Annotated in this window: 24 protein-coding genes; 6 read left to right on the plus strand and 18 right to left on the minus strand. The window is 70.5% G+C overall.

Annotated elements, in window-relative coordinates; all coding sequences use genetic code 11:
- Positions 1-37: 37 nt before the first annotated feature.
- Positions 38-1,003, plus strand: coding sequence for a ribokinase (locus FJV41_RS30675; protein ID WP_141646136.1), 966 nt, complete (start codon positions 38-40; stop codon positions 1,001-1,003).
- Between the two features lie 15 nt (positions 1,004-1,018).
- Here FJV41_RS30675 and FJV41_RS30680 read toward each other — a convergent pair whose 3' ends face one another.
- Together FJV41_RS30680 and FJV41_RS30685 are read right to left on the minus strand one after the other, a co-directional pair.
- A complete protein-coding gene (locus FJV41_RS30680) occupies positions 1,019-1,450 on the minus strand; it encodes a DUF6069 family protein (RefSeq protein WP_141646137.1) in 432 nt (143 codons plus the stop codon).
- Between the two features lie 23 nt (positions 1,451-1,473).
- Positions 1,474-2,322 (minus strand): SDR family oxidoreductase, encoded by an 849-nt coding sequence (locus FJV41_RS30685; protein ID WP_141646138.1) that lies wholly within the window; start codon positions 2,320-2,322, stop codon positions 1,474-1,476.
- A 117-nt stretch (positions 2,323-2,439) separates the two neighbouring features.
- On the opposite strand from FJV41_RS30685, the gene FJV41_RS30690 reads away from it, so the two are divergent.
- Positions 2,440-3,069 (plus strand): TetR family transcriptional regulator, encoded by a 630-nt coding sequence (locus FJV41_RS30690; RefSeq protein WP_141646139.1) that lies wholly within the window; start codon positions 2,440-2,442, stop codon positions 3,067-3,069.
- An 80-nt stretch (positions 3,070-3,149) separates the two neighbouring features.
- Here FJV41_RS30690 and FJV41_RS30695 read toward each other — a convergent pair whose 3' ends face one another.
- From FJV41_RS30695 to FJV41_RS30755, 13 genes are all read right to left on the minus strand, one after another.
- Positions 3,150-4,214, minus strand: coding sequence for a DUF3103 domain-containing protein (locus tag FJV41_RS30695; RefSeq protein WP_246137531.1), 1,065 nt, complete (start codon positions 4,212-4,214; stop codon positions 3,150-3,152).
- A gap of 304 nt (positions 4,215-4,518) precedes the next feature.
- A complete protein-coding gene (locus FJV41_RS30700; RefSeq protein WP_141646141.1) occupies positions 4,519-5,526 on the minus strand; it encodes a sulfotransferase family protein in 1,008 nt (335 codons plus the stop codon).
- Positions 5,523-5,729: a Nif11-like leader peptide family natural product precursor gene (locus FJV41_RS30705; RefSeq protein ID WP_141646142.1), complete on the minus strand. Its 207-nt coding sequence runs from the start codon at positions 5,727-5,729 to the stop codon at positions 5,523-5,525. Before FJV41_RS30705 ends, FJV41_RS30700 begins: the two co-directional genes overlap by 4 nt.
- The gene (locus tag FJV41_RS30710) at positions 5,719-6,327 is read right to left on the minus strand and encodes an aspartyl/asparaginyl beta-hydroxylase domain-containing protein (RefSeq protein WP_141646143.1); all 609 of its coding nucleotides are present in this window, start codon (positions 6,325-6,327) and stop codon (positions 5,719-5,721) included. Before FJV41_RS30710 ends, FJV41_RS30705 begins: the two co-directional genes overlap by 11 nt.
- 31 nt (positions 6,328-6,358) lie before the next feature.
- Positions 6,359-8,152 carry a diguanylate cyclase domain-containing protein gene (locus tag FJV41_RS30715; protein WP_141646144.1) on the minus strand — a complete coding sequence of 598 codons (1,794 nt, stop codon included), beginning with the start codon at positions 8,150-8,152 and terminating at the stop codon, positions 6,359-6,361.
- 87 nt (positions 8,153-8,239) lie between these two features.
- Positions 8,240-9,667, minus strand: coding sequence for a CHASE2 domain-containing protein (locus tag FJV41_RS30720; RefSeq protein WP_141646145.1), 1,428 nt, complete (start codon positions 9,665-9,667; stop codon positions 8,240-8,242).
- Between the two features lie 9 nt (positions 9,668-9,676).
- A complete protein-coding gene (locus FJV41_RS30725; RefSeq protein WP_141646146.1) occupies positions 9,677-10,849 on the minus strand; it encodes a FecR family protein in 1,173 nt (390 codons plus the stop codon).
- Complete coding sequence (locus FJV41_RS30730) at positions 10,846-12,723, minus strand: OmpA family protein (protein WP_141646147.1); 1,878 nt, start codon at positions 12,721-12,723, stop codon at positions 10,846-10,848. The genes FJV41_RS30725 and FJV41_RS30730 overlap by 4 nt, the downstream gene beginning before the upstream one ends.
- Positions 12,723-13,097: a response regulator gene (locus FJV41_RS30735; protein WP_141646148.1), complete on the minus strand. Its 375-nt coding sequence runs from the start codon at positions 13,095-13,097 to the stop codon at positions 12,723-12,725. Before FJV41_RS30735 ends, FJV41_RS30730 begins: the two co-directional genes overlap by 1 nt.
- Positions 13,098-13,206: 109 nt before the next feature.
- Positions 13,207-14,568 carry a sigma-54-dependent transcriptional regulator gene (locus tag FJV41_RS30740; RefSeq protein WP_141646149.1) on the minus strand — a complete coding sequence of 454 codons (1,362 nt, stop codon included), beginning with the start codon at positions 14,566-14,568 and terminating at the stop codon, positions 13,207-13,209.
- Entirely contained in the window at positions 14,565-16,688 is a 2,124-nt protein-coding gene (locus FJV41_RS30745; RefSeq protein ID WP_141646150.1) for a PAS domain-containing sensor histidine kinase, read from the minus strand. Before FJV41_RS30745 ends, FJV41_RS30740 begins: the two co-directional genes overlap by 4 nt.
- A gap of 152 nt (positions 16,689-16,840) precedes the next feature.
- Positions 16,841-17,524, minus strand: coding sequence for a phosphoribosyltransferase (locus FJV41_RS30750; RefSeq protein WP_141646151.1), 684 nt, complete (start codon positions 17,522-17,524; stop codon positions 16,841-16,843).
- Between the two features lie 184 nt (positions 17,525-17,708).
- Complete coding sequence (locus FJV41_RS30755; RefSeq protein WP_246137533.1) at positions 17,709-17,993, minus strand: hypothetical protein; 285 nt, start codon at positions 17,991-17,993, stop codon at positions 17,709-17,711.
- A gap of 237 nt (positions 17,994-18,230) precedes the next feature.
- Here FJV41_RS30755 and FJV41_RS30760 point away from each other — a divergent pair, with 237 nt between their 5' ends.
- The 4 genes from FJV41_RS30760 to FJV41_RS30775 all read left to right on the plus strand — a co-directional run bounded on the left by FJV41_RS30760 (position 18,231) and on the right by FJV41_RS30775 (position 22,602).
- Complete coding sequence (locus FJV41_RS30760) at positions 18,231-19,415, plus strand: SRPBCC family protein (protein WP_246137534.1); 1,185 nt, start codon at positions 18,231-18,233, stop codon at positions 19,413-19,415.
- A gap of 202 nt (positions 19,416-19,617) precedes the next feature.
- Positions 19,618-20,811, plus strand: coding sequence for a sensor histidine kinase (locus FJV41_RS30765; RefSeq protein WP_141646153.1), 1,194 nt, complete (start codon positions 19,618-19,620; stop codon positions 20,809-20,811).
- Positions 20,786-21,499 carry a response regulator gene (locus FJV41_RS30770; protein ID WP_141646154.1) on the plus strand — a complete coding sequence of 238 codons (714 nt, stop codon included), beginning with the start codon at positions 20,786-20,788 and terminating at the stop codon, positions 21,497-21,499. The genes FJV41_RS30765 and FJV41_RS30770 overlap by 26 nt, the downstream gene beginning before the upstream one ends.
- Positions 21,496-22,602, plus strand: coding sequence for a sensor histidine kinase (locus FJV41_RS30775; protein WP_141646155.1), 1,107 nt, complete (start codon positions 21,496-21,498; stop codon positions 22,600-22,602). Before FJV41_RS30770 ends, FJV41_RS30775 begins: the two co-directional genes overlap by 4 nt.
- 36 nt (positions 22,603-22,638) lie before the next feature.
- Here FJV41_RS30775 and FJV41_RS30780 read toward each other — a convergent pair whose 3' ends face one another.
- From FJV41_RS30780 to FJV41_RS30790, 3 genes are all read right to left on the minus strand, one after another.
- On the minus strand, positions 22,639-24,528 hold the full coding sequence (locus FJV41_RS30780; RefSeq protein ID WP_141646158.1) for a M56 family metallopeptidase: 1,890 nt from the start codon (positions 24,526-24,528) through the stop codon (positions 22,639-22,641).
- Complete coding sequence (locus tag FJV41_RS30785) at positions 24,528-24,917, minus strand: BlaI/MecI/CopY family transcriptional regulator (protein WP_141646159.1); 390 nt, start codon at positions 24,915-24,917, stop codon at positions 24,528-24,530. The genes FJV41_RS30780 and FJV41_RS30785 overlap by 1 nt, the downstream gene beginning before the upstream one ends.
- Before the next feature lie 105 nt (positions 24,918-25,022).
- Positions 25,023-26,444 carry a sigma-54-dependent transcriptional regulator gene (locus FJV41_RS30790; RefSeq protein WP_141646156.1) on the minus strand — a complete coding sequence of 474 codons (1,422 nt, stop codon included), beginning with the start codon at positions 26,442-26,444 and terminating at the stop codon, positions 25,023-25,025.
- Positions 26,445-26,502: the final 58 nt, after the last annotated feature.

The raw sequence follows: 26,502 nt of genomic DNA on the forward strand, positions 1-26,502 counted from the left end.
CTGTGTATAAGAGACAGGGGGGAGGGGGACGACAGCCATGGCTCCACGTCGACAGGCCGACATTCTCGTGGTCGGTGGAATCAACACGGACTTCCTGGTCCAGGGGCCTCGGCTCCCGCGCGCGGGCGAGAACGTGGAGGGGCATCTCTTCCTGGAGAGCCTGGGTGGAAAGGGTGCCAATGCCGCCGTGGCCGCGGCCCGACTGGGTGCTCGCTCGACGCTGGTGGGCCGCGTGGGCATGGACGCTCGGGGGCTCGCCCTGCTGGAGCAACTCGAAGGTGAAGGAGTGGAGACGCGGGCGGTGTCACGCGACCCGGGCTTCAGCACGGGCGTCGTGCTGGAGATGGTGGACGAGAGCGGCCGCAGGCAGAGCCTCTCCGCCGAAGGGGCGAACCGGCGGCTCGCTGTCGCGGACGTGATTGCCGCCGAGGCCCGCATCACAAGCGCGGATGTCCTGCTCGTCCAACTGGAGGTTCCCTTGGACGCGGTCATCGCGGCGGTCCACATCGCTCGCGCCGCCGGCATGCATGTCGTCCTGGATCCAGCACCGCCCATCACCCTCCCGGAAGAGTTGCTGGAGGCGGTTCACATCATCCGCCTCAACGACGTGGAGGCGGAGGTGCTGACGGGGCTCGAGGTGGTGGACCGAGACTCCGCGCGTCGCGCCGCGGAGAACCTGTTGCGCCGGGGCGTGGGGACGGCCGTGGTGGCCGCCCCCGAGGGAAACCTGCTCCTGGGCACCGAGGGCGAACTCTGGCTGCCGAACCTGCCCGTGGACTGGGTGGACACCACGGGCGCGGGGGATGCGTTCTCCGCCGCCCTCTGTGTTGCCCTGGGAGAGCGACGCTCGCTCGCGGACGCGGCGCGCTTCGCTCACGCGACGGCGGCGCTGGCCACGATGCGGCTGGGGGCGTTGTCGGGGCTCCCCAACCGCGAGCAGGTGGATTCCTTCATGGCCCGCGTGGACTCGCTGGCGCTGTCCACGGAGCCTGTCACCTGGTGACGCGCGGAGGCTTCGTTACGGACGGGCCCGGGTGCGCCGCATTCCGAGCACGATGATGGCGAACATTCCGCCATGCTCCACCAGCAGGAACAGGCGCTCCCCGAGCGAGAACCCTGGCATGAACGGCAGCGTCAGCACGAAGACCGTGATGCTGATGCCCGTCCAGATGCGCAACCCTCGCGAGAACAATCGCTCCAGCAGGGTGAGCAGTCCCCAGGCGCTGAAGCCCGCGATGAGCGATGCGAAGAAGACAGGGCCCAGCAACAAGGGCTCTCGTTCCACGGCGCCGGGACTCGTGGGCACGGTGATTCGCACGCCGAGCAGCCCGACGACGATGAGCCACTGGACGACCACGAAGCCGGTGGCGACCATCAGCACACGCAACCGCGCGAGGACAGACGACGACGTTCCCGCCCGTGAAGGCAGGCTCTGAGTGGGTTGAATCATGGGGGGCCCTTGACGGCGTGGGTTCAGCGAAAGGACTCGGCGTGGTCCGCCAGGAACGCATCGAGCGTCCTCGGCTCCGTCCCGGTCAGGTCCTTGACGCCCGTGGCGAGCTGCGACGCCGCGCCCTTCGCGAAGGCCTCGAACATGCCTTTGAACGAGCCGAGCATGGCCTCCGGAAACCCTTGCGCGCGCATGTTCTCGATGACCTCGGAGACCGGACGGTCGACGTAGGCGACGGGCTTGCCGAGCCGCGCCGAGAGCTTCGCGGCGAACTCGTCGAACGTGAGCGCCTCCGGCCCCGTCAGCGAGTGCGCTCCGCTGCGAGGGGACGCGTGCGTGAGCTGCGCCACGGCGCTCCTCGCGATGTCGCCACTGTCGATGAACGCGATGCGACCCGTCCCGAACGCGCCGAAGAACCGCCCGCCGTTTCGGATGCTCTCCGCATTCCGGAGCAGGTTCTGCATGAAGTACGTGGGACGCAGCGCCGTCCAGCCCAGCCCGCTGGCTTCCAGGTACGCATCCGCCTCCCCATGCCATCGTCCGACGAGGAAGTCCGTCGTCGCGCTCGCGCCTCGCGTCGAGATGCGCACGACGTGCGAGACACCCGCCTGCTTCGCCGCGTCAATCACCGCGCGGTGCTGTCGCACCAGTCCTTCGCTCGGCGTGCCGTTCAGCAGGACCCGGTCCACGCCCTGGAGCGCGGCCCGGAGTGACTCGGGTGAATCGAAGTCGCCCACCACGAAGTCACCTCCCAACGACTCCCCTTTGCTCCTGTCCCGCACGAACGCCCGAAACGACGCGTCGCGCGCACGCAACTGCTGAATGACCTGACTGCCAATGGAGCCCGTGGCTCCCGTGACGAGGATTTTCATGCGGACCTTCTCTGGTTGGAGTGCGATGAATATCTAGTGACGGCAAAATTTCTGTCAATGTAAGTTTGTCCCAGATTCGTTGCAGGGCCCTGGGCCCGGCGGTAGGGTCCCCGGCGGATGTCGAGTGAACTGGGGTTGCGAGAGCGCAAGAAGCTGGAGACGCGGCGGCTGCTCGCGGAGGTGGCCACGCGGCTGTTCGCGGAGCGCGGCTTCGACGCGGTGACGGTGGCGGACATCGCGGCGGCGGCCAACGTGTCGGACAAGACGGTGTTCAACTACTTCCCGACGAAGGAAGACCTGGTCCTCAATGGCCGTGAGGAGCACGAGTCCGAGCTGCTCCGCGCGGTGCGAGAGCGCTCCGTCGAGGAACCCGTGCTCGCGGTGGTCCGTCGGCACACGCTGGCCATCGCGGAGCGGCTGAATGCGCTTCCCGCCGAGCGGCGCGCCGCGTTCCGCAAGGTCATCCAGAGCACCCCGAGCGTGCACACCCGCATCCGCCAGATGTCGCTCCAGTCCGAGGAGCAGCTCGCGCAGATTCTCGCGGAGCAGACGGGTGCGTCGGCGGGAGACCCGACTCCGCGCGTGGTGGCGAGCATCATCGGGGTGCTGACGCGACTGGCCTACGGCGTCGTAAGCGGGCCCCCCGGCAAGCGCAAGAGCCACGCGGAGACAACCGAGAGCATCGTCAACGCCTTCGAACTCTGTGAGCAGGGGCTGGCGGCGTACGGAGTCCGCACCCGGCCCTGATCCTGTCTCCTGGTGAGGGGTCGAGTCGTTCTTCCTCGACCCCTCCGGGCGCCAGAGCGCCTCTCGTTGCCTACGTCCTGCTACTGGCCCGCGATTTCATACGGTCTCAGAGACACCACCGCGTTGCCGCGTGCTCCACCATGGTTGGTGTAGAAGTGGTTCTTCTCCACGGTGTAGTACGAATCAACGTAGTCGTCGTCGTTGCTGAACCATTCACTGGGCATGCGATCCACCAGTCCGCTGCCCAGGGCCACCAGGGCGGAGATCTCCGGATGGCCCAGGGCCGTCAGGATTTGACTCGCGATGGTGAACAGGTGGCTCACCAGCTCTTGATAGTTGGTGTTGTCGTCGTGCTCCATGAGGACGACGTTCGCGGCCGCCCAGCGGTAGCGGTCCCAGAAGATCAGGACCTGGTTGGGCGAGTAGGTCCGACCGTCTTTGTCCAGATAGGGCATGTCGACGATATCCAATTGCGGCTCGTCGCGGCTGGGGTCGACTCCATTGACGATGGCGTAGACCTCCGCGTCACCGGAGATCCAGGGCTCCTCGTCGTCGTTCAGGTAGATGCGATCGAGCATCGTCACCGGCGTGCTCGTCGCCGCCGCGCTGACGGGCTGGAGCGGCATGGGACGCTGGCCGAGAGCCACGAGGCGCTCGCGCATCAGCTTGATGCCGGCGGCCAGGTCTCTCCGAGAGTCGATGTCCACCACCAACACCGGCTGTTCGGGCATGCGGTGCACGTCAAGGTGGTGCACGCCGCCAAGGCGGTCGAAGGCCTCGATGAATTGCCACTGGGAGTCATTCCCATCCGGCTCGTATGCATAGAGGGGTTCAACGCCACGCTTCAGCGCCGGCAGCATGGAAGCACTCGCGAGGCGAAGCTGCAGCAGGCTGTCGAGCTCGCGCTCCAGGCCCTTGCGCTGGCGGATGGTCAGGTCCGCTCGCCCCGCCACGGCCGTGACAGAGGAGGGGGCCGACACCGTGCTCAGCCATTGCTTCAAATCTACCGCCAGGTGCTCGCCACTCAAACGCGAGGCGAGGTCCCTTCGCAGCACCGAGTCCTGCTTCGCCAGCGTCAGCGCCAGCTCGCGTTTATCGGCGGCCAGCGACACGCTGATGCGTTCGCGCGACGCCGCTGAATTCAAGGCAGCGGCTTGAGCTTGGGAAGCTTCGCTCAGGCAGACGAGCAGCGCGACGACCATCCCTATCCGTTTCATTGGATTTTTCCGGTGGTTGAGTGGGGTGATGGGCCAGCGGCCGCATGCGCACGGCAAGTCTGTCCCAGACACAATTGAGCACGGCCCGCACTCCGAAGTCGAACGTCCGCTGGACGGAGCCCGGTTCCGTTCTCTCTCCCGCACTTCGTCTGGACTTGGAGGGATAGACAGTGGTCAGCACACGACGACGCAGCAGGTCAAAGCTGGCATGGCCAAACATTTCCATTCCGGCTCATCCGCGTGCGGCGTCGCGCAGGCGCTCGGCTTCGAGTGAGTCGTAGACCTCGCGGACCCATCGCTCGGCCATCGTGCGGGAGGTGTTGGAGACAGTCCGGGCCTTGTCCTCGGTGTCATCCGCGAACGGGAGCACGGGGTTTTTCGCGTCGCGCGCGGCGGCGGAGGCCAGCAGCCCTGCCTCGGTGGGCGTCGGCTGCAGACCGAAGAGGTCCACGAGCTGGGACACCGCGCTGTCCTGGAGCTGGCGGTAGTTCAACAGCCGCGCGGGCCCCTTCCGTTCTCGATAGGCCCGCAGCCCCGCATCGCAGAGCCGCGCGAGCACCCGGGCTCCGTATTCCTCCAACGACAGCTCCGAGAGCTGCCCCGACTCCAGGCCGACTCGCGCGGGTTCCAGGACTCCCGGCAGCATGTGCGCGCCCCGGTGTTTCTGGTGCGAGGCCATGACCTCCACCGGGTCCCGATAGAGGAACAGCCACGGCACGCCGGGAAACGCACGCTGGAGCAACGGCAACTCCAGCACGTGCCACGCGTCCAGCTTGAGGAAGACACCGTCCTCCTCGAGATGCCGCCGCTGACCGAGCGCGGCGACCACGGCGCGCAGCCACTCGATGCGTTGCTCGTCGGTGACGTGTCGAAGGCGCAGATGCAGGCGCAGGACGACATCCACGGGACTCGCCTCGGACAGCACGATGTGACGAGGCAGTGAGGCCAGGAGCTGCGCGAGCAACGTCGAGCCACAGCGGGACATGTGGAAGACGAGGCCCTTGACGGGCAACCCCGGCCGCGCGGCTTGTCGCGCCACCAGCGTCTCCAGCGAAGTCTGGTGCCGGAAGAGCAGGGCGAACGGATGGCGAAGCCTTCGCTCCAGCGTCTCGTCGAAGAACGGGTCCGTGAAGCGCCTGTCGCCCAGGTGGCACCAGTCGACGCGAGGCACCTCCCCATCCACATGGAGGCGCGCGGGAATCCACCCGTCCAGTCGCGCGTCGTCCGGTGCGAGGCTCATACCCAATCTCCGAGCCAGCTCCGGCGCGCGTCCCTCATCAGGTCGCGAAGCTCCTCCGCGGTGAAGTGACAGCCGTGCTCCGCGCCCAGTCGTGTCGCCAGGGCGAGGAAGGCCGGCACATCCATCCGCGCTCGCAGTGCCTCCTGGAGTGAGACGTCCTCCAGGACGCGCTGGCGGAAGCGCTCGAAGTCCTCAAGCGACACGGACGCCGCCCTCGCCATCAGGTGCCATGGCCCGAGCGAAGACCTCGCGGAGCCAGTCATCCACCACGCAGTCGAGCACCAGGTGCACGCGGTCCGTGTCCCCGAAGTTGTCCACGCGATGGGGGAGGTTGAAGTTCAGGTACCAGCACTCGCCGGGCCGCAGGTCCACGCGCTGGCCCGCGAGCACGAAGGCCACGTCGGGATGCGTGACGATGGGGATGTGCAGCCGCACCTCGCCATCCTCGAAGCCCAGGTTGTAGTCCGTGTGCTCACGGATGTGCGCCCGTGCGGCGAGCTTCAACAGTCGCGCGGAGCCGATGGGACACTGAAACGCCGCGAGCGCCTCGCGAAAGGCCGGGCAGCGCGCGAGCAGCGGCGTGTCCTCGTAGCTCTGTCGCGCGGTGGGGTCGGGGTACAGCCGTCCCTCCATTCCGCCCACGGAGCGCAGGGGCACGCCGCTCCAGTCGCCCTCGTAGTACCGGGTGTTGAAGTGCGGCACCCAGGTCTCCGCTGGCAAACGTGCCAGCTCCTCCTGGAGCCGCGCCGCATCGAAGGCGAGGGGCAGTCGGAGTCGGTCGGGCACAGGTGAAGGAGCCATGAGACCCGGTTCTACACCGTTCCCCTGTCCGTCAGCCCGTGCGGGTCCGGGCGCGGTGGTCGGCCTTGGCCCGGGCAAGGGCCGCGTGCGCTCGGGCGAGCGTCTCCCGGGGGTCTTCTTCACCCTCGACGGCCACGGCCGCGCCATGGAACTCGAAGGACTCCAGCTCCTCATGGAGCTGTGCGCGCAGGGCCTCCGTGGCCCGGGCATCCTGACCCGGCAGCGCCACCAGCAGCGTGCCGCCCTCCCATCGCACCGCGAAACCGGACGGCACGCCCACGTCTTCCAGGCGTCGAGCCACGTCGCGCAGCGCGTTGTCTCCCGCGTCGAAGCCGTGCCGGAGATTGAGCCGCCCCAGACCCACCAGATCCACCAGGAGCACCCCACAGGGCACGCCGTCCCGTCGGCAGCGACCAATCTCCCGCAGCAGGCGCTCTTCGCCCACGCGCCGGGTGGCCAGCCCCGTCAGCGGGTCCACGCGCAACATCCGCTCCCGCTCGTCCTTGGGTGAGACTCCACCCAGCTCGGAGAGCGTCAGGAGCTGCGCGGTGCCGCCCGGAATGGGGAACGGCCGCGCCACCCAGCGAATCCGACGGGGACGTGGGTGCTCCAGGGCCAGCGTCAGGTGCAGCCCTCGGGATGATTCGGACGCCAGGTCGAGCAGCAGCGAGCGGCCCGACGGGTCCGCCGTCAGCTTCGCCACGTGCTGGCGGAAGTCGTCGAACGTCAGCTTCGGAATGCCCTCCAGCGGCAGGCCGAGCATCTCCGACAGCGCGGCGTTGCCCGCGAAGGGCTGACGCCCCGGCGCCACCAGCAACGTCGCCACATCGAGCGCCTGGATGGCGTCTCGGATTTGCGCCAGCGCGGCGACCTCCGAACGCGAGGGCTCCTGTCGCGAGCGACCCAAATCCCTCGCCTCCATCCGCGCGCGGGACCTCAGTTCCAGGTCGCCCGCCACGCGCCGGGCCAGCTCCCGCAGCGCCGCCAGGTCCTCGGTGCCGAGCACCAGGGGCCGCGTGTCGATGACACACAGCGTGCCCAACACCTCGCCACCAGGCGTCACCAGCGGCGCGCCCGCGTAGCTGCCGACGATGCCGTCGCGCACCAGCGGGTTGTCCCGAAACACCGGGTGGCGCGTGGCGTCCGGAACGACCAGGGACTCGCGGCCCATCACCACGTGGTGACAGAAGGCCCAGTCCCTCGGCGTTCCCCTGTCCCGCGCGAGCGCGTGCGGCAGCCCCACATGCGCCTTGAACCACTGGCGATCACCCAGCACCAGCGTCAGCAGCGCCACCGGCACGGCGAAGGCCTGGGCCACCTCGGTGACCAGCTCCTGAAGCTCCGCCTCGGGCGGGCCTTCATCCACCAGTCGCATCGCCTCGATGCGCGCCAGCCGCTGGTGCTCCTCGTCCGGGGTGTTCTCCGTGGGCGTGGAGGGCAGGGGGCGTTGTCCCGCAAGCACGCGTCGCACGGTGTCTCGCACCGTCTCCGCGGGCGCGCGGCGGCTCAGCAGCGAGTGGATGCCCAGGGCGTCCTTGAGCTGCCACGCCCGCACGCGCAGCTCGTCGAAGGCGGTGACCACCACCACCTGCGTGCCCTCCGCGTCCTGGCGCTCACGCAGCCAGGTCAGCAGCGTGAACCCGTCCACTCGCGGCAGCGCCAGGTCCGTGAGGAGCAGGGCGGGCGCGCTGCGCTGGCGCACCACCTCCTGCGCCTCCGCGCCATCCCGGGCCAGCACGCCTTCGAGCCCCTCGCCAGCGACGAGGGCGAGCAGGCCAGCGGCTCGGTGGGGGTCGGGCTCGGCGATGAGGGCGTAGCGGGCCATGTCCCGTGGATGCTGCCACGGATGCACGCGGGCGGGTTACAGGGCTGAACCTGGCGGGTTGCTCGGGTGACGCTCGAGGGCAGGGCCCTACCGGGGGTCGCCCGGCGTCACGGAGGTGCCCGGGGAGGATTGGGGGTAGCGGACGAAGAGCCGGCGCAGCGCTCCCCGCTGACGCCCCAGTTCCTCCGTGCGCGCCGCCGAGTCCACCAGCAACATCAGCCCCAGTCCCACGCACGCGGGTATCAGCGGCAACACCCAGCCGAAGTCCGCCGCGAGCCAGCCCACCAGCGCGACGTGCACCCCTGTGAGCCCCAGCGCCGTGCGAGCCACGGCCCCCAGCGTACGCGCGCGTCGGCAGCGCCAGCCGAAGACCAGCAGCAACACGGCCGTCTCCAGCAGGCCCGTGAGGGCCACGATTCCCGAGGAGCGCATCAGGCGGTCCGCGCGCAGGTTGTCCAGCGCGAACGCGTGAATCTCCACGCCCGGCACCGCCACCTGACCCGGGAGCGTGCTCTGTCCGTGGAGTCCCGTCGCCGTGACTCCCACGAAGAGCGTCTTTCCGCGCAGCGCCAGGTCCAGTCCCACCGAGCGCGGATCCGCGTGGAGCACATCCGCCAGACTCACCCGGGGAAGCCAGTCCGGCGCGGGCAGGCGCATCAGCGGCGCGCCGTGGTCGAGGGTCGCCCGGCGCTGCAGGGACTCGCCCTGCTCGGGCATCAGGCGCAGCGCGGTCGCCAGGGCCAGGGAGGGCCAGACGTGCTCGCCCACGCCGACGGCGTAGGGATAGCGGCGGATGACACCATCCGCGTCCACCAGCATGTTCAACATGCCGCTGCCCTGTGCCGCCATCCGCAGCGGGGCGATGCTGCCGGCGACCTCTCGGGCCTGGAGCCGCAGCGAGCCCACGGGCAGCGGCAACGGCGATCCGAGCGCTCCGTCCGCGAGTGGCGGCATCAGCGACACGTCCTCGGTGAGCGCGGCGGCGCCCAGGATGACGACGCCGTTCTCCGCGAGCGCCTCCGCCAGCCGGGCATCTCCGTCCTGCGCATGAAGCCGGGCTTCCAGGTCCGTCACCAGGGCCGCGCCCGCGGGCTGGTCCGCGAGGCCCGACTCTCGCAACGCCGCCAGCATGTCCTCCCCCAGCTCCAGCGCATCGCGCGAGCCGGGCTGGTCGAACACCACGTCCACCGCCACCGCCGAGGGACGCTGGGCCGCCAGCGCACGGAAGGCTCGAGCCCACGTCACGCGCGACAGCGGCCAGCGCTCGCCCAGCGCGGACAGGGCCCGGTCATCCACCTCCACCAACACCAGGTCCGCGCTTCGCGGGACTCCCGGCAGGAGCCGGCTCACGGCCTGGTCATACAGCGCGCGTTCGAACAGCCCCGGCGCGCCACCCGTCACCGCCGTCACTCCGGCCAGCGCCAGTCCCACCACCGCCGCCAGTCCACGCAGCAGCGGCGGGGAAGGGCGAGGCAGGCGCGGGCCGCGCGCGGGCGTCTCGGGGCTCGGGCTCATTCGAAAGTCTCAGGGCCGGAGGTCGAAGGCGAAAATCTTCGACGGGAAGCCGATGAAGCCATCCGCGTCCACCGGCAGCACGCGCCAGAACCACTTGCCCGCGAGGCCCGCCGGCACGGCGAACTCCTGGGCCTGGGACTCGAACGTGCGCACGCCCGCGGCGAAGTCCGCCGTCCGGCCCAGCTCCACGCGGTACGTCTTCGCGCCCGGCACGGTGAACCACTCCAGCTTCGGCGCCGTGGTGAAGCTCCCACCGCGCGGTCCGTTCAGCAGCGGTGCGGCGAGCAGCGGTCGGGGCGGCTCCGGCGCGGCGCCGGGCAGCACGCGAGAGCCCTGGCCTCCGGCCACCTCGACTTCGCCCTTCTCCGCGCCCAGCGCCACCTTGCCTTCGAGCGTCTCCAGGCGACTGCCGCCGTCCTCCTGCGCCGACACCCGGAACTGCGTGCCTCTCACGCCGGCCACCGCGCCTCGCGTGCGCACCTCGAACACGGAGCCGTCGCCCCCGGGCGCGGCGAGGGTCTCCACCGAGCCGCGCATCAGCTCCAGGCGCACCACCCGCTTCGCGTTGGCCCCCAGCTCGATGGCCCCCAGGCGCAGCATGCTGTCGGACAGCACCCGCACCCGGCTCGCATCGGCCAGTTCCAGCTCCGCGCTTGCGTCCTTGCTCGTGTGGAACAGCTCACCGGTGTAGAGCGAGTCACCGACGCCACGGGGGCGCAGCTCGTCGGGAGCGGCGCCCGCGGAGACCTCACCGCTGGCCGCGCGCACCCGGGCCACCCGAGGTTGCGTGGGACGCTCGACGTACGCGAGCTGGAGCTGACCCGGCTCGCCCGGTACCGCGGGAGGCGCCACCGCGGAGACGCGCGTGCGTGACACGCCCGCCGACACCAGGATGTCCGCCGCGGCCTTCGCCACCGCGAGCCCCTGACCGTCCAGCCGCTCCGCGTCGGGCAGCCGCGCGGCCACCGTCACCGCGCGAATGGCGGGACGTGCCGCGAGCGCTTCCGCGACGTGCTTCAAGCAGGCTTCCGTCGCGGGCCCCTTCGGCTCCAGCTTGCGCCCCATCTCCACGCGGCCGTTGACGAAGCGCAGGCCGCCGCAAGGACCTACCGCCGCGTCCTCGGCCCGAGCCTGGAAGGCCGCGAGCGCGAACACCATCAGGCAGGGAAGGGTCCGGGTCATGGCGTGGCCTCTTGTGCCGAGGGCTCGGCGGTCTTCACGATGTTGAACTCGACGCGGCGGTTGTTCTCACGACCGCGCGTCGTCGCATTGCTGTCCACTGGCTTCGTCTCGCCGTAGCCCATTGCCTCCAGGCGCTCCGGCGCGATGCCGGCCTTCAGCAGGAACTCCCGCACGTTGTTCGCGCGGCGCTGGGACAGGTCCAGGTTGCTCGTGTCCGAGCCCTGGTCGTCCGTGTGTCCCTCCACGCGCAACCGCTCCAGCTGCGGGTTCGCCTTGAGCACCGAGGACACCTGCGCCAGCAGGCTGAAGGACTTGGGCAGGATGACGTCCTTGCCGGTGGCGAAGTAGACCTTCTCCAGGATGACGATGCGCGAGCCTTCCAGCCGCACGCTCGCCTTGCCCTTGTCGGGGCACCCATCCTCGTCCTTCACCCCGTTGATGGCCTCGGCCTCCAGCGGACAGGCATCCACCGCGTCCGGTACGCCGTCGCGGTCATTGTCCGCATCCGGGCAGCCGTCCGTGTCCTCGAAGCCATCCATGTCCTCGGGCTCCGAGGGGCAGCGGTCCTCCGTGTCGATGAGGCCGTCTCCATCCGAGTCCACCGGCGCGGGCGCCAGCGTCAACGGAGCGCCAGGCGTCGCGGCGGAGGGCTCGGTCGTCGAGGGTGCGTTCGGGTCCTGCGCATCCGGGCACCCGTCCTCGTCCTGATAGCCATTGAAGGTCTCCGGCTCGCCAGGGCACACGTCCGGTCCATCGAGGATGCCGTCGCTGTCGTCGTCTGGATCCAGGCAGTCGTCGTCGTCCTGGAAGCCATCGAAGTCCTCGGGCCCCAGCGCGCACTGTCGCGAGGGCGTGGCCGCCGGTGGCGAGGCCGTCCAGGCCAGTCCTCCGAGCACGCGGAAGCCCGGCGTGCCGTAGCCCCGCGTGAGTCCCGGGCCCGCGCCCAGGTGCGCCGCCAGCTCCTCCGTGAAGCGGTACTTCACCGCGCCGAGCGCCTCCAACGGACGCTCCTCGGCGTTCGTCTCCTTCAGCCCCAGCGCGCCGGACAGGGTGGCCGCCACCGACAGCGCCTGGGTGAGCGGCACCTCCGCGCCCACGGCATACGAGAACTCATTGCCCACGCGCAGGTTGCGCAGCTGCTGCTCGCCGCGCAGATTCACTCCCACGTTGGCCAGCAGGCGCAGCGAGTCTCCGGCCCACTCGGCCACGAGCCTCGGCTGGAAGGTCAGCCCCTTGGTGCCCAGGAAGTCGGAGCCGCCCCCCGTGGGCAGCGTCACCGGCGCGACGAGGGCCAGGTGCAGGCCGCCTTCCGTCGACAACAGCCGGACCTTCGGCACCAGTCGCAGGTCACCCACGCCCGTGCCGGCGGCACCATCCGCCAGCGTGGGCGAGATGGCCGTGGCCGGCTGTGACGTCGTCGTGGAGACGGGGAGCGTCACACCCAGCTCCAGCCGGTCGAACAGCGCCACCGCGCCCATCAAGTCCAGCGTGAGCTGGCTGTCGACGATGCGGTAGACGAACTCGTCGCGGCGAGGATCCAACAGGTTGAGTGGGTTCTCCCCGTAGTTGACCGACAGCCCCACGTTCCATTCGAGGTGCTTGCCCACGCGCGCGCCATGCAGCCCCAGCACGTCGTAGGCGCCAGGGCCCGGCTTGTACTGCTGCACGTCGATGGCCTGCGAGGCCTGCGCCTGCGCCCGTGCCGCGCTCGCCGTCAGCAACAGGGCGCCCAGCAGCGCGAGGACGGTGGGCCCTCGGAGATACGCCGCGTGGCGCGCCAGGGTCCTCGAGCTCCGTCCACACGACGCGCCGGGACAGAGTGGGTGGGATTGCACTCGCATGTCCCGACGGTGCCAGAAGGGAACGGCCCACATCAACGGGCCGCCAACAATTCAGAGACGTGCCGAGCCAGCGAGGGCAGGGGCTGAGGCTTGGGCAGCACCAGGTCGACTCCCAGCTCCCGGGCCCGCGCCGTCAGCTCCGGCGACGCGAAGGCCGTGAGCAACACCACCCGGGTGTCCGGTGTGTAACGGCGCACGAAGTCCGCCAGCACCAGGCCTTCCTCGGACTGCGTTCCGCTCAGCCGCAGGTCGCTGATGACCAGGTCATAGCGGCCCGTCGTCATCAGCCCCAGCGCCTCGTCCAGCGCCTGCGCCGAGTCCACCCGGTACCCCGCGCTCGCGAAGAACTGTCCCAACACCCAGCACAGCGCGGATTCGTCGTCGACGATGAGGAGGTTCTGGGACACGCGCCGGCCGTGAGCAAGTCAGGGGCCAGGGGTCCTTCTCACCCGGGCCCCATGACTTTTCCGGCACTTGCGAGCACTGCCGCCCCGCCTCGGTGCGGGGTTTTCCAGATCATGGATCCGACTTCTGGAATCCAGATCTGTTGATTCCCAAACGTTTCAGCCGCTCATAGAGGGAGGAACGGGGGATTCCGAGCCGGAGGGCGGCGCGCTCGACGTGGCCGTTCTCCCGTCGCAGCACGCGCTCGATGTGGCGGCGCTCCAGCTCTTCCAGCGTCAGGTCGTCCTCGACGCGGGCCTCGTCGGCGGAGGACTCGAAGCGCAGGTCTCCGCGTGACAGGGGGCCGCCGCCGGACAGCAGCACGGCGCGCTCCAGCACGTTGCGCAGCTCGCGGATGTTGCCGGGCCAGGGGTAGCGCGTCAGCGCGGCCTCCGCATCGGGCTGGAGGCCCACGCCGCCGCGTCCGCGTGCGCCGCCCATCTCCGCGAGGAAGTGGCGGGCGAGCACGGGGATGTCCTCGGTCCGCTCCCGCAGCGCGGGCACGTGGAGGATGAGGGTGCTGACGCGGAAGTAGAGGTCGCTGCGGAAGCGCTTCTCGCGGGTGGCGACGCCCAGGTCCTGGTGCGTGGCCGCGATGAGGCGCACGTCGACGCGCCTGTCTCGCACGTCCCCGAGGCGGCGGAAGCGCTTCTCCTCCAGCACCTTGAGGAGCTTGGGCTGGACGGCCATGTCCATGTCGCCAATCTCGTCGAGGAAGAGGGTGCCCCGGTCCGCCACTTCCAGGAGACCCTGCTTCGCGGCCACCGCGCCCGTGAAGGCGCCCTTCTCGTGACCGAACAGCTCCGAGTCCAGCAGGTCCTTCGACAGCGCGGCGCAGTTGAGGTCCACGAAGGGCGCGTCCGCGCGCGGGCCGCCCTCGTGAAGCCAGCGCGCGAGCACGCTCTTGCCGCTGCCCGTCTCGCCGGTGACGAGCACGGGGCTGTCGCTGTGTTGCATGCGCCCGGCTTCGGCGCGCAGGCCCTGGATGGCGGCGCTGGTGCCCAGGAACGGGTCCACCGTGGCGCGCGCGGTGCGGGACAGGTCGGCGCGTAGGCGCTGTCGCTCGCGGCGCTGGGCCACCAGCCGCTCCAGCACGACCTTGAGGACGGCCAGCTCCACGGGCTTGGTGAGGAACTGCTCGGCGCCTTCCTTGACGGCCTGGACGGCGAGCTCGATGGAGCCGTGCCCGGTGAGGACGACGAGCGGCACGGCGGCGTCGATTTCCTTGAGGCGGGGCAGCAGCTCCAGCGCGGTGCCGTCCGGCATCCGGTAGTCCACCACCGCGACGTCGGGGCGGTGCGTGCGGAAGACTTCCTGGGCCTCGGCGAGGCTCTGGGCTTCGTCCACGTCGAAGCCGTGGGCAGTGAGGTAGCCCCTCATGCCCAGCCGGACACCGGGCTCGTCGTCCACCAGGAGGATGCGGGTACGTGTCATGAGGCGAGCGAGTCCAGGTGCAGGCTGACGGAAGGCGAGGACACCGCTGGTAGCAGCAGCGTGACTTCGGCGCCACCCTCCGGGTGATTGCGCAGGCGAATGACGCCCTGATGCTCCTCCAGGATGCGCTGGACGATGGACAGGCCCAGGCCGGTGCCGCCCCTGCGCTTGCTGAAGAAGGGCTCGAAGACGTGAGGCAGGTCCTCCTCGCGGAAGCCCGGCCCGCCGTCCCGCACGGTGCAGCGCACCCAGGCGCGGCCTTCCTCCTCCAGGGGCGAGGTGGCCACCTTCACGGTGGTGCCCGCGGGCGAGTGCTGCACGGCGTTCTCCAGCACGTTGCGGAAGACATGGAACAGTCGACGCGAGTCCATGCGCACCGCCGGCAGGGCCTCCGCGAGCGTCTGCGTCACCGTCACACGGGACTGCTCCCCGGTGAGCGCGCACGCAGCCAGCGCTTCCTCCACCACCGGTCGCACGGGGCCTTCCACCCATTCGCCCCGAGTGGGGCGGCCGTACTCGAACAGCTCCTGCGTCAGGTGGTTGAGGCGCCGCACCTCGCCGCGCAGCACGTCCAGGTACGGGGCCAGCTCCGCGCGAGCGCCGACGGTGGCCTCCACGGCGTCCACCACGGCGGAGATGGAGAAGAGGGGGTTGCGGACCTCGTGGGCCACGCCCGCGACGATGGCGCCCATCGCGGCCATCGTCTCGCTGCGGCGCAGGCTGGCTTGCAGCTCCAGCAGCCGGGTCACCTCGGTGGCGACGACGATGATGCGCGAGTCCTCTCCGCCGACCTCGTCCACCCACGCGGCGGCCAGCTCCCACGTGCGGCGTGAGCGCGGGTCCTTCACCTCGCGGATGAGGCTGCCATGCGTGCGGCGAAGCTCGTCCACCAGCGGCAATGTGCTGGACCAGGGAGGCTCGCTCGCGACGGTGGACAGGGGCTGGCCGGAGGGGTCCAGCCCGCCGAACAGGATGCACGCGGCGGCGTTGAGGCTCTGGATGGTGCCGTCCGCGCCGAGCACGACGAGCGGCGAGGTGACGGCGTCGAACGTGCGGCGCCACTCCTGGGCGGAGCGGCGGAAGCTCTCGTGGAGGCGCTGGCGCAGCTCGTCCGCGAGGTACCGGTCGGTGATGTCGGTGACGACGCAGCCCACGTGCAGCTCGCCCTGGTTGTCCTTCGCGGAGGCCGCCGCGCGGCTGCGGACCCAGCGCACGCGGCCGTCGGCGCAGATGAGGCGGTGCTCCAGCTCCACCTCGGAGCCGGGCGCGAGCGACTCGATGCGGGCGCGGTAGCGGGCGCGGTCCTCGGGGTGGATCATCTCCGCCCAGAGCGGCGGCGGGCCGCCACCGGGGCCGGGCTCGGCGAACGCGGACGCGGGATAGCCGGTGGTGCGCTCGATGACGGGCGTGCAGTAGAAGTCGCGCAGCGCGCCGTCGCGCAGCTTGCCGCCCCACAGGTAGTCGGGCAGCGAGCGCGTGAGCACGTCGAGGAGGCCTTCGTGTTCCTGGAGGCTCTCCTCGGCGCGCATCCGCTCGGTGAGCTCCGAGAGCGAGGCGATGACGCCCAGGACTTCGCCGCCCGTGCCGCGCACGCGCGAGTAGCTGCCGAACCAGAAGCGCGGTTCGCCCGGCGCGGCGGGGGTCTCCACCTCGAGGCAGGTGTCCTGGACGGGCGCATCTGTCTCCAGCGCGCTCTTGAGTCGCGGCGCGAGGAGCCGACCCAGCTCTGGCATCACCTCCGACACGTGACGGCCGAGGTGTCCTCCCGCGGGCAGCCCGTTCATCGCCGCGAGCGCCGCGTTGACGTGGATGTAGCGCAGGTTCCGGTCGAAGAAGGCGAAGCCCACCGGGGTGACGTCCATGATGGCGTCGCGCAAGGCGCTGGAGTCACCGGCGCTGCGCAAAGCGGCGTCGCGCTCGCGGCGGGTCCGCTCCCGGGCGTGCGCGAGCAGCAACGCGGGAGTGCCGGCACAGGTCAGCACCAGGGCCGCGGTGGTGAGGACACGGGGCAGGGGGCTCGCGGCATCGGGGCTGGCCCAGGCCCACTCGATGAGAGCGGCGAGCGCGGTGGCCATGAGGACGGCCAGCAGCATCTGACGGCGGGTGGGGAACTCGTGCATGGGGGTGTGGGGAGCGCGAGCCTAACCGGAATCGAGCCCGCCACCGCGCCACCGGAGCTTGGGACAGGTGCTCCCGTTGTTCGGTGAGCAAGGGGGCGGGTCCTCGATGCTCCTGCCACATGCGGGTCTGCGAGGACCGCGAGGGCGCGCGCTCACCCAGGGGAAGGGTGCGCCTCTGCCATGGACGACTCACGCGCGGCGCGCTCCAGGAGGTCCCTGACCTCCGCGTCGGAGGTCTGCTCGAACTGGCGATACCAGAGGCCCACGGCGAAGAACGGCTCCGGGGTCCGGACGCACACCGTCTCGTCCGCCAGCGTCGCGATGTCCTCGCAGGTCTCCAGAGGTGCGACGGGCACGGCGACGACGATGCGAGCGGGCCCTTGCTTCCGGAGCGCGGCCACGGCGGCGCGCATGGAGGAGCCGGTGGCGAGCCCGTCATCGACGAGGATGACGTTGCGTCCGCGCACGTCCAGGGCGGGTCTTCCCTGTCGGTAGCTTGCCTCGCGGCGTTCGAGCTCCCGGCCTTCGCGCGCGGCGACCGCGTCGATCTGCTCCAAAGGGATGCCCACCTCCTCGATGACCTCGGGGTTGAGCACGCGCACGCCGCCGGTGGCGATGGCGCCCATGGCCAGCTCCTCGTGTCCGGGCGTCCCCAGCTTGCGAACGACGAACACGTCCAGCGGAGCACCCAGCGCGCGCGCCACCTCGTAGCCCACGGGCACTCCGCCGCGCGGCAGAGCCAGCACCCGGGTTTCAGGGCGGTGACCATGATGTGCGAGACGCTCCGCGAGGGCTCGACCCGCCGTGGAGCGGTCCTGGAACGCAGGTCCCTGCATGCGAAGCTCCTTGTCCGTGTGCCTCCTGGCGCACTTCTCCCCTTGAAATTGGGCACGAGCGAACGAAGAGGAACGTCTCGCCACTTGTCGCCAGCCCGGAGAGAGGGCGAGGTCGACGCGGTGTCCGCTCGCCCGTGGCCCTGGCACATCGAGTGGCCACCCAGACAGACAGGCGGCCCCTGGCTCAAGTGTCCTGGGAGCCCGGTTCGCCCGCGATGATGGTGGGCATGCCCGGCTGCCCTGGGGGCGGCGGGTCATGGATGCCAGGCGGGGTGATGTCGGGCGGCAACGGCGGCTCGATTTCCGGCGGCTGACGCATGGGCGGGTCCTGCTCGGGAGGATTCCGGGTCGGAGGTTCGCGCTGGGGATGCTGGGGGTCGGGTTCCTTCACGGGATTGTTGGGCGTCGGCTCGCGCGTGGGAGGCAATGGCGACGGCGGTCCGGGAATCGGCGGTTGCTGCTGGGGCATGCGTGTGGAGCTCCTGAAGAGGTCTGCGACTGTCCGTCCGCTCAAGGTGTGCATGCCCGGGCAGGCGGGCACCGTCCCGTCCATCTCCCGAGCGGGGCCTCGTGCCCTCCCGGGCTCCAGGGGTGACGAGCGTCCCTTCGGGGCCTGGAGCCGTCGGCCCGTGGCTGCTGCACCGCGGCAAGAGCGCCTTCACGTTCCCCGGATGGGGCTCATCAAAAACCGAACAGGAGGCACGACATGAAGGCAGCCTTTTGGGGTCTGGGAGGTCTGGGGCTGGGTGTGGGGTTGATGTACTGGTCCGACCCGCGCAGTGGTCGCTGGCGCAGGTCTCACCTGCAGGGCAGGGCGGTGCATGCCGCCCACGAGGCCGGAAGCGCGGCGGGGGTCGTGAAGCGCGATTTGACCCAGCGCTCGCGGGGCTTGTTCCTGGAGTCCATCGGACGGTTCCGCTCGGAGACGGTGGATGACGTGACGCTCGCCGAGCGCGTCCGGTCGGCGCTGGGCCGCGTGTGCTCGCATCCCGGCTCCGTGAAGGTGGCCGCGCGTGATGGCGTGGTGACGCTGGAGGGCTCCCTCCTGCTCGAGGAGTTCAAGCGCGTCATTCCGTTCATCGGTCGCGTGCGCGGCGTGCGCGGCGTGGAGAACCGGCTGTTGCCCTTCGCGGAGTCGGGCCGTCAGTCCGAGCTGCAGGGCGGCGTGGCACGGCGGGGACCCACCCGGACGTTCGGTTCGGCGCACTGGTCGCCCTCCGCGCGCTTCTTCGGCGCGCTGGGTGCCGTGTCCCTGGCTTCAGGGGCCATCCAACGCGGAGGCGTGCTGGGCGCGTTGCTCGGCGCGGGAGGCCTGGTGCTGGGGCTGCGCGCGCTCAGCAACCTGGAGCTGCGTCGGCTCACCGGCATCGGCGTGGGGGCTCGTGCCATCAACCTGCACAAGGACATCACGGTGAATGCGCCGGTGGAGGAGGTCTTCGCCTTCTGGGATGCGATGCAGAACTTCCCGCGCTTCATGACCCACGTGGACGAGATTCGCGTCGACACCGACGGGCGCTCGCACTGGAAGGTGAAGGGCCCCGCGGGCCTGCACTTCGAATGGCAGGCCGTCGTCACCCAGCGCGTGCCCAACAAGCTGCTCGCGTGGAAGAGCGTGCAGGGGACTTCGGTGGAGAACGCGGGCGTCATCCACTTCGAGCCCACGCCAAAGGGCGGCACGCGGGTGGACATCCGCCTCGCGTACAACCCGCCCGCGGGCGCCATCGGCCACGCCTTCGCGCGACTGCTGGGCGTGGACCCCAAGCGGCAGATGGACGATGACCTGCTGCGCCTGAAGTCCCTGCTGGAGCGCGGCAAGGCCACGGGGCGCGAGACGGTGACGCGCGAGTCGCTGTCGCTCGGGCGCGGGGGGCGGGAGTCGCTGATGCACTGACTCCGTTGGAGCGGCGAGCGAGCCGCCTCGGCGCCCACACGTCCAGCCTCGCGCAGGGTTTGCGCACCCTCGGCCGCGAGTCGATGGGTGCGCATTTCTTGCGCGCTCCTGGGTCGTCCATGCCCTCGTGTGGCTGGCTCGGTGCTTGCTTCGGAGTTCCTCCTCCGATGCGGGGCGAGCGGTTAATCTGGGCCCCGACACCATGGCGGAAACCTTGTTCGAGGAGCTGAAGCGGTACGTGGGCTTTGGAGCGCGGGACGAGCAGTCGCTCGTCGGCCTTCATGCCATCGCGCATCCGCATTTCCCCCGCATCGCTCGCGTCTTCTACGACCGCATCCTGGAGCACGAGGGCGCGCGTCGGGCGCTGGAGGGCGGCGAGAGCCAGGTGGGCCACCTGCGCGGCACGTTGCAGGTGTGGATGGACCAGCTCCTGCGGGGGCCGTGGGACGAGGCCTACTTCGCGCTGCGCTGCCGCATCGGCCGCATGCACGTGCGAATCTCCCTGCCGCAGCACTACATGTTCGGGGCGATGAATGTGTTGCGCCAGGAACTCAACGCCATCATCGACTCGGCGTACCTGAATCAGCCGGAGACGTTGCACGGCGCCCGCGCGGCGCTGGGGCGCATCCTGGACCTGGAGCTGGCCATCATGCTCCACACGTACCGCGAGGACCTGCTGGCGCAGCAGGCGCGCAACGAGCGACTGGCGACGTTCGGTCAGCTGGTGGGCTCCATTGGCCACGAGCTGCGCAACCCGCTGGGCGTCATCGAGACCTCGCTCTACATCCTGCGCAGCCGCGCGGGTCCGGTGGTGGATGAGCGCACGACGAAGCACCTGGACCGCATTGGCGAGCAGGTGGGCATCGCCAACCACATCGTGTCCGACCTGCTGGACATGATTCGGGACCGACCGCTGCAACGCCAGGAGGTCTGGCTGGACGAGGTCTGGCAGGAGGCCCTCAAGGCCGTGGCCTGTCCGGAGGGTGTCACCGTCAAGACGGAGGGACTCGTCTCGCTGCCACCGGTGCACGGGGACGCGGGGCAGCTGCGTCAGGTGTTCGTCAACCTGTTGGAGAACGCCGTGCAGGCCCTGGAGGAATCGGGTGGCGGCGTGTCGCTGGTCGGCACCGTGCGTGAGCCCGGCCAGGTGGAGCTGGTGTTGGAGGACACGGGCCCCGGGGTCAGCGAGGTCATCCGAGGACGGCTCTTCGAGCCGCTGATGACGACGAAGGCCCGGGGCATCGGCCTGGGCCTGCCACTGGTCCGGCGCATCCTGGAGCGCCACGGTGGCACCATCACCTATGCGCCGCGCGCGGGAGCGGGTGCTCGCTTTGTGATGCAGCTCCCCAGTTCGCCCGAGGAGGGCCCCCATGCGACGCTACCTCCTGCTGGATGACAACCGGGCGCTGGCGGAGAACCTGGCCGAGATTCTCCGGGACGAGGGCCACCAGGCCACCGTCGTCAGCTCGGGTGACGAGGCCCTGCGCGAGGTGGGCGCCACGCGCTTCGATGCGCTGGTGACGGACATGCGCATGCCCGGCATGAGCGGCGCGGACGCGGTGCGACGCATCCGCCGCGTGGACCCGGGGCTCGCCGCCGTCGTGATGACGGCCTATCCGCGCGAGGACGATCTGGCGACAGCTCGGCGCGAGGGACTGCTCGCGGTGCTGCCCAAGCCCGTGCCCATCTCCACGCTGATGGGCCTGCTGGCCAATGCGCGGCGCGACGGACTGGTGGTGGTGGCGGAGGACGACCCGGCGCTGAGCGACAACCTCTCCGAGGTGCTGCGCGCGCGCGGCTTCTCCTGCGTGACGGTGTCGTCGGTGCTGGACGCGGACCTGCTCTCGTGCGCGACGCCGTTCGCGGCGCTGGTGGACCTGCGCATGCCGGGCGGGCCGGACGGAGAGACGCTCCGGAGGTTGCGGGCGCGCTACCCGAGCCTGCCCACCTTCGTCATGACGGCGTGGCCGGACCTGGCGCCGCTGGACGTGGGCGTGGATGTCTTCTCCAAGCCCTTCGACACGGGGGCGCTCATCGGCGCGCTGGAGACGAGGTACGCCGCGCGCCCCGGGGCCACGCCATGAGCGAGCCCATTCCCCAGCCTCCCGCGCGAGTCCTCGTCGTGGACGACAACGCGGCGTTCCTCGACAACCTCGACGAGCTGCTGGGGGACGCGGGCTATGCGGTGCGCGCGGCGTCGACGTGCCGCGACGCACGGGAGAAGGCGCGCGAGGGTTTTGATGTGGCGCTGGTGGACCTGCGCCTTCCGGATGGTGACGGGACGGCGCTGGCGGCGGAGCTGAAGGCGGGAGCCCCGGACTCGGAGGTCGTGCTGCTCACGGGCTTCGCCACGCTGGAGACGGCCGTGGCGGCGGTGCGCGCGGGCGCGTGTGCCTACCTGATGAAGCCGTGCGCGCCGCGAGAGCTGCTCCTCACGCTGGAGCAGGCGATGCGACAGGTGCGGCTGCACGCGGAGAAGCGCGAGCTGGCCCGGCGCGCGCAGGTGACGGAGAAGCTGGCCGCCGTGGGGACGATGACGGCGGGGCTTTCCCACGAGATTCGCAACCCGCTCAACGCCGCTGCCTTGCAGTTGTCCGTGTTGGAGCGGCGCGTGCGCAGGCTTCCGGATGGACAGCAGGGCACGCTGCTGGAGCCCCTGCTGCTGGTGCGTGACGAGATTCGCCGGTTGGACCACATCCTGGAGGACTTCCTCCAGTTCGCCCGTCCTCGGGAGTTCCGCCCGGGCTCGGTGGACGTGAAGGTGCTGGTGCGCCGCGTGGTGGACCTGCTGAGCAGTCAGGCCGAGACGCGGAAGGTGACGCTGACGCACGGTGTGCCGGAGGCGCCGTTGCCCGCGCTGTCTGGAGAAGAGGAGCGGGTGCGGCAGGTGCTCATCAACCTGTGCCTCAACGCGCTGGAGTCCACGCCCGCGGGAGGCCGGGTGACGCTGACCGTCGGCGCGGACGAAGCGCGGGTGTGGATCACCGTGGACGACTCGGGCCCGGGCGTCCCGGAGGCCATGAGGGATCGCATCTTCGAGCCCTTCTTCACCACCAAGGCCCAGGGTTCGGGACTGGGGCTGCCCATCGTCCACGCCATCGTCACGCAGCACGGCGGGACGCTGGAGGTGGGCGCGGCGCCCGGAGGTGGGGCTCGCTTCCTGCTGCGCTTGCCAGTGGCGCGGTAGCGGACCCGCGCGCACCGGGAGCAAGCCCGTCGACGCTCAGAAGCCGACGGGCGGAGTCACAAGGGTGGTGGAGGCGGCGCTCGCGCAGAGGATGCAGGCGCTCTGGTTGGAGCCGTCCGCGCGCTGTCCCGGCTTGTCCGCGCTGGCGACCTGACGACGCTCGTCCATGCCTCCGCCGGGCTCGTTGGTGAACCAGACGTCGAACTCGTAGTGCACGGGCACGGGCTTGCCATCTAGCATCGCGGGCTCGTAGCGCCACGTGGTCAGCGTGCGGATGATGCCGTCTTCCAGTCCGGAGAGGCTCTGGAGGGACTTGCAGTCGGTGACGGTGCCCTCGGCGGTGATGGTGCAGCGGGTGACCACCGCGCCCTTGGGGACGGCGTTCACGCGCGAGCGTATGTTCTGGGTGAGGTCCGCGAAGTGCAGCCTGCGCCCCGTCAGGAAGCGGGGAGGGGTGATGCCAGGGCCGAGCGTGAAGACGCCATCCTGCTCAGGCATGGGCCTGGTGGAGGGCGGCGGAGGCGTCGGGGTGGGCTTCGCGACTTCCGGCGTCGCTTCCGCCACCTGGACAGGGGCGACAGGCACGCTGTCGATGGCGACCGCGGGGGCGGCCGGCTCCGCGTCGAGCGGATACGGCGTTCGGGACAGCTCCGTGCGGACAATCCCCTCCGTGTCCGGGATGAGCAGCGGACGCGGGCTGGGCTCGCGGGCCTTCTTCGTCGGGGCCTTGGCCGCGCGGACCGGACGGCTCACGGTGGAGGAGAGGTTGACCGGGATGACTCGCGGCGTGGGCGCGACGAGGGGCCGGTGGACCCGGGGCTCCTCGATCTCGAAGGCGCGCTCGTGATTCGAGACGGGCGAGGCGTCTGCGGAGGCGGTGTTGGAGGTGGGCGGAACAGCCATCGCCGGCAGGGGGACCTGGGAGGTGCCCAGGGCGACGGCGAGCGCGGCGCCCCCCAGTCCGCTGACCAGCCGCCAGGACCTGCGCGGGGCACGGGGCTCCGGCACGGCCAGGAGCCGGCGGATGCGCGCGAGCAGCGAGCCCCCATCCGCGCCGAGCGCGAGCAGGGCGGACGGCGGCGCGCGGAGCTGTTCGATGAGCGCGAGGGCGCGCGCATAGAGGAACGCGTCTCCGCAGGACTGCACGGCGAGGTCATCCGCGCAGTGCTCGCGCTCCTCGCGAATGCGGTGGGACAGCCACCAGACGGCGGGGTGGTAGAACAGGAAGGTCTCCACCAGGGCCTGGAGCAGGTTGACCAGGTAGTCGTGGCGCTGGATGTGCGCGAGCTCATGCGCGAGCACCGCCTCCAACTGCGCGGGTGTCAGGCCGGCGATTGCGCCCGCGGGGACGAGGATGAGGGGGCGCCACAGGCCGATGACCTGGGGCACGTCGACGCGGGCGGACGCCAGCAGTCGGACGGGGCGCGTCAGGCTCAGCCGCGTGAGCGCCTGGGCCAGCGCCTCACGCCAGGCGGCGGCGGGCTCCTGGGTGTGCAGTCGGGACAGCCGCTGGGCCGCGTACCAGGAGATGAGCATCCGCGCCGACAGCAGCAGCACGCCGCAGCACCAGGCCGGGAGCAGCCACGGGCGCACAAGCTCCAGCCAGGAGGTGCTGGCCGCCACCGTCGCCGGAGACGCCACGTCCACCAGCGAGGTGCCGGGGGGCAGCGTCGCCGACAGGAGCATCTCCGCGGACAGGCCGCCCGACGTCGGAGTCACGGGGACCGACGTCCCCCACAGCGCGCCCAGGAACGTGCCGAGCGGAAGCAGCGCCATGGTCAGCAGGCCCAGACAGGCGACGACATAGCGGCCCCGCGCCGAGCGGCGCGACATCAGGGCCAGCAACCCCGCGACCACCAGCGCCACCGCCGCGCCCTGCCAGGCGAAGGCGAGCAGGGCTTGTTCCAGCGAGTCCAGCACGTCCATCACTTCCCCCGCCTCTCGTGCTCGTCGAGCAGCTTCCGGATCTCCGCCAGCTCCTCCGCGGAGGCCCGCTTCATCGAAAGCGCCTGGGCCACCACGCTGGACGCGGAGCCGCCGAAGGCCCGGTCCATCAAGTCCCGCAGCAAGTCGCGCTGCGTGCGCTTCTGGCTCAGGGCCGCTTCGTAGACATGGGTGCGCTCGCTCTCATCGCGCTGGACGAGCCCCTTCTCCGTCATGTTCTGCAGGAGCTTGAGGACCGTGGTGTAGCCGGTGTCCTTGTCCTGCGTGTCCCGGAGCGACTCATGCACCCGACGTACGGTGCTGGGCCCCAATTGCCAGAGGACACGGAGGATGGCCAGCTCGGCGCGCGTCGGCTGCGGTGGAACGGGCATCATTCGCGAAAGTATTACGACGTACGTCGTAACTGTCAACGACGGACGTCGTAGATGCCCGTCATGGAACACCGCGTCGCCCGCGCGTCGGTGTCCGGCTTCGCGTCAGGACTCGGCGGCGAGGTCTCCGGGGAGCTCGTCGGCGTCGGGCTTCGGGGGCGCGCCGTCGGCCTGGGCGCCGTACTCCTTGAGGCGGTACTGAATCTTCCGCACGCTGATGCCGAGCACCTCCGCGGCGCGCGACGTGGAGCCCTGCACCATCTCCAGGGTGCGGAGGATGGCCTCGCGTTCGATGGCCGCGAGCGTGGCGCCGGGGATGAGCGCGCCCTGGCTCGTGCCGGTGGGACGGGGGCCGCGCAGCACGGGCGGCAGGTCGTCCGTCGCCAGCTCCTGGCCCTGGGTGAGGACCACGGAGCGCTCGATGGCGTTCTCCAGCTCGCGGATGTTGCCCGGCCAGTCGTGCGCGAGCAGCGCCTGGAGCGTGCCCGGTGCCAGGCCGCGCACGTGCTTGCCGTAGGCCTCGCCGTACTTCTCCAGGAAGTGGTTCACCAGCGCGGGGATGTCGCTCTTGCGCTCCCTGAGCGCCGGCAGCGTTACGCTCACCACGTTGAGCCGGTAGTAGAGGTCCTCGCGGAAGCGGCCCGCCTTCACCTCCGCGGCGAGGTCCCGGTGCGTCGCGGCGACGATGCGCACGTCCACCTTGAGCGTCTGGGTGCCGCCCACGCGCTCCAGCTCGCGCTGCTGGAGCACGCGCAGCAGCTTCACCTGCACCGTGGGGGAGATCTCCCCGATTTCGTCCAGGAAGAGGGTGCCGCCGTCGGCCAGCTCGAAGCGGCCTTCCTTGCGCGCGAGGGCGCCGGTGAAGGAGCCCTTTTCGTGGCCGAACAGCTCGCTCTCCAGCAGGTTCTCCGACAGCGCCGCGCAGTGGACGCGGATGAAGGGCTTGTCGCGGCGGGGCGACTCCTGGTGCAGCGCCTGGGCGATGAGCTCCTTGCCGGTGCCGGACTCGCCGAGGATGAGCACCGTGGCGCGGGTGCTCGCCGCGCGGCGCACGACGTCGTAGATGCCCTGGAGCTGAGGGGACTCGCCGATGATGTCGTGGAAGCGCCGCACGCGCGTGCGGACCTGGTCTCGCAGGGCCTCCGCCTCGCGGCGCAGGCTGCGCTTCTCCAGGGCCTTGGACAGGATGACGAGCACCTGGTCGGCGTCCAGCGGCTTGAGCAGGAAGTTGTCCGCGCCGGACTTCATCGCCTCCACGGCCATCTCCACGCTGGCGAAGGCCGTCATCATGACGAACGTCGCGTCGCTGCCCTGCTCGCGCGCGGCGCGCAGCAGGGTGAGACCGTCCATCCGGGGCATGCGCACGTCGGTGAGCACCACGGCGGGGGAGAAGTCCGACACGCGCGCCAGGGCCTCCGCGCCGTCGGCGGCCTCGGCCACGTCGTAGCCCTCCTCGTTCAGGATGGTGGCGATGGCTCTGCGGGCATTGTCCTCATCGTCGACGACCAGGATGCGCTGTGCGGACATGGAAGGGGGGCTCGAGGTGTCAGGGAAGGGTGAGGACCGGGATGGGCTTCAAGTGGGG

It is taken from the genome of Myxococcus llanfairpwllgwyngyllgogerychwyrndrobwllllantysiliogogogochensis, from assembly GCF_006636215.1.
Lineage (GTDB): Bacteria > Myxococcota > Myxococcia > Myxococcales > Myxococcaceae > Myxococcus > Myxococcus llanfairpwllgwyngyllgogerychwyrndrobwllllantysiliogogogochensis.

What these genes read in the sequence shown, in the direction of transcription:
- FJV41_RS30675 (WP_141646136.1), top strand. Translation starts at nt 38, where the DNA reads ATGGCTCCACGTCGACAGGCCGACATTCTCGTGGTCGGTGGAATCAAC.
- FJV41_RS30680 (WP_141646137.1), bottom strand. Translation starts at nt 1,450, where the DNA reads ATGATTCAACCCACTCAGAGCCTGCCTTCACGGGCGGGAACGTCGTCG.
- FJV41_RS30685 (WP_141646138.1), bottom strand. Translation starts at nt 2,322, where the DNA reads ATGAAAATCCTCGTCACGGGAGCCACGGGCTCCATTGGCAGTCAGGTC.
- FJV41_RS30690 (WP_141646139.1), top strand. Translation starts at nt 2,440, where the DNA reads ATGTCGAGTGAACTGGGGTTGCGAGAGCGCAAGAAGCTGGAGACGCGG.
- FJV41_RS30700 (WP_141646141.1), bottom strand. Translation starts at nt 5,526, where the DNA reads ATGAGCCTCGCACCGGACGACGCGCGACTGGACGGGTGGATTCCCGCG.
- FJV41_RS30710 (WP_141646143.1), bottom strand. Translation starts at nt 6,327, where the DNA reads ATGGCTCCTTCACCTGTGCCCGACCGACTCCGACTGCCCCTCGCCTTC.
- FJV41_RS30715 (WP_141646144.1), bottom strand. Translation starts at nt 8,152, where the DNA reads ATGGCCCGCTACGCCCTCATCGCCGAGCCCGACCCCCACCGAGCCGCT.
- FJV41_RS30720 (WP_141646145.1), bottom strand. Translation starts at nt 9,667, where the DNA reads ATGAGCCCGAGCCCCGAGACGCCCGCGCGCGGCCCGCGCCTGCCTCGC.
- FJV41_RS30725 (WP_141646146.1), bottom strand. Translation starts at nt 10,849, where the DNA reads ATGACCCGGACCCTTCCCTGCCTGATGGTGTTCGCGCTCGCGGCCTTC.
- FJV41_RS30730 (WP_141646147.1), bottom strand. Translation starts at nt 12,723, where the DNA reads ATGTGGGCCGTTCCCTTCTGGCACCGTCGGGACATGCGAGTGCAATCC.
- FJV41_RS30740 (WP_141646149.1), bottom strand. Translation starts at nt 14,568, where the DNA reads ATGACACGTACCCGCATCCTCCTGGTGGACGACGAGCCCGGTGTCCGG.
- FJV41_RS30745 (WP_141646150.1), bottom strand. Translation starts at nt 16,688, where the DNA reads ATGCACGAGTTCCCCACCCGCCGTCAGATGCTGCTGGCCGTCCTCATG.
- FJV41_RS30750 (WP_141646151.1), bottom strand. Translation starts at nt 17,524, where the DNA reads ATGCAGGGACCTGCGTTCCAGGACCGCTCCACGGCGGGTCGAGCCCTC.
- FJV41_RS30755 (WP_246137533.1), bottom strand. Translation starts at nt 17,993, where the DNA reads ATGCCCCAGCAGCAACCGCCGATTCCCGGACCGCCGTCGCCATTGCCT.
- FJV41_RS30760 (WP_246137534.1), top strand. Translation starts at nt 18,231, where the DNA reads ATGAAGGCAGCCTTTTGGGGTCTGGGAGGTCTGGGGCTGGGTGTGGGG.
- FJV41_RS30765 (WP_141646153.1), top strand. Translation starts at nt 19,618, where the DNA reads ATGGCGGAAACCTTGTTCGAGGAGCTGAAGCGGTACGTGGGCTTTGGA.
- FJV41_RS30770 (WP_141646154.1), top strand. Translation starts at nt 20,786, where the DNA reads ATGCGACGCTACCTCCTGCTGGATGACAACCGGGCGCTGGCGGAGAAC.
- FJV41_RS30775 (WP_141646155.1), top strand. Translation starts at nt 21,496, where the DNA reads ATGAGCGAGCCCATTCCCCAGCCTCCCGCGCGAGTCCTCGTCGTGGAC.
- FJV41_RS30780 (WP_141646158.1), bottom strand. Translation starts at nt 24,528, where the DNA reads ATGGACGTGCTGGACTCGCTGGAACAAGCCCTGCTCGCCTTCGCCTGG.
- FJV41_RS30785 (WP_141646159.1), bottom strand. Translation starts at nt 24,917, where the DNA reads ATGCCCGTTCCACCGCAGCCGACGCGCGCCGAGCTGGCCATCCTCCGT.
- FJV41_RS30790 (WP_141646156.1), bottom strand. Translation starts at nt 26,444, where the DNA reads ATGTCCGCACAGCGCATCCTGGTCGTCGACGATGAGGACAATGCCCGC.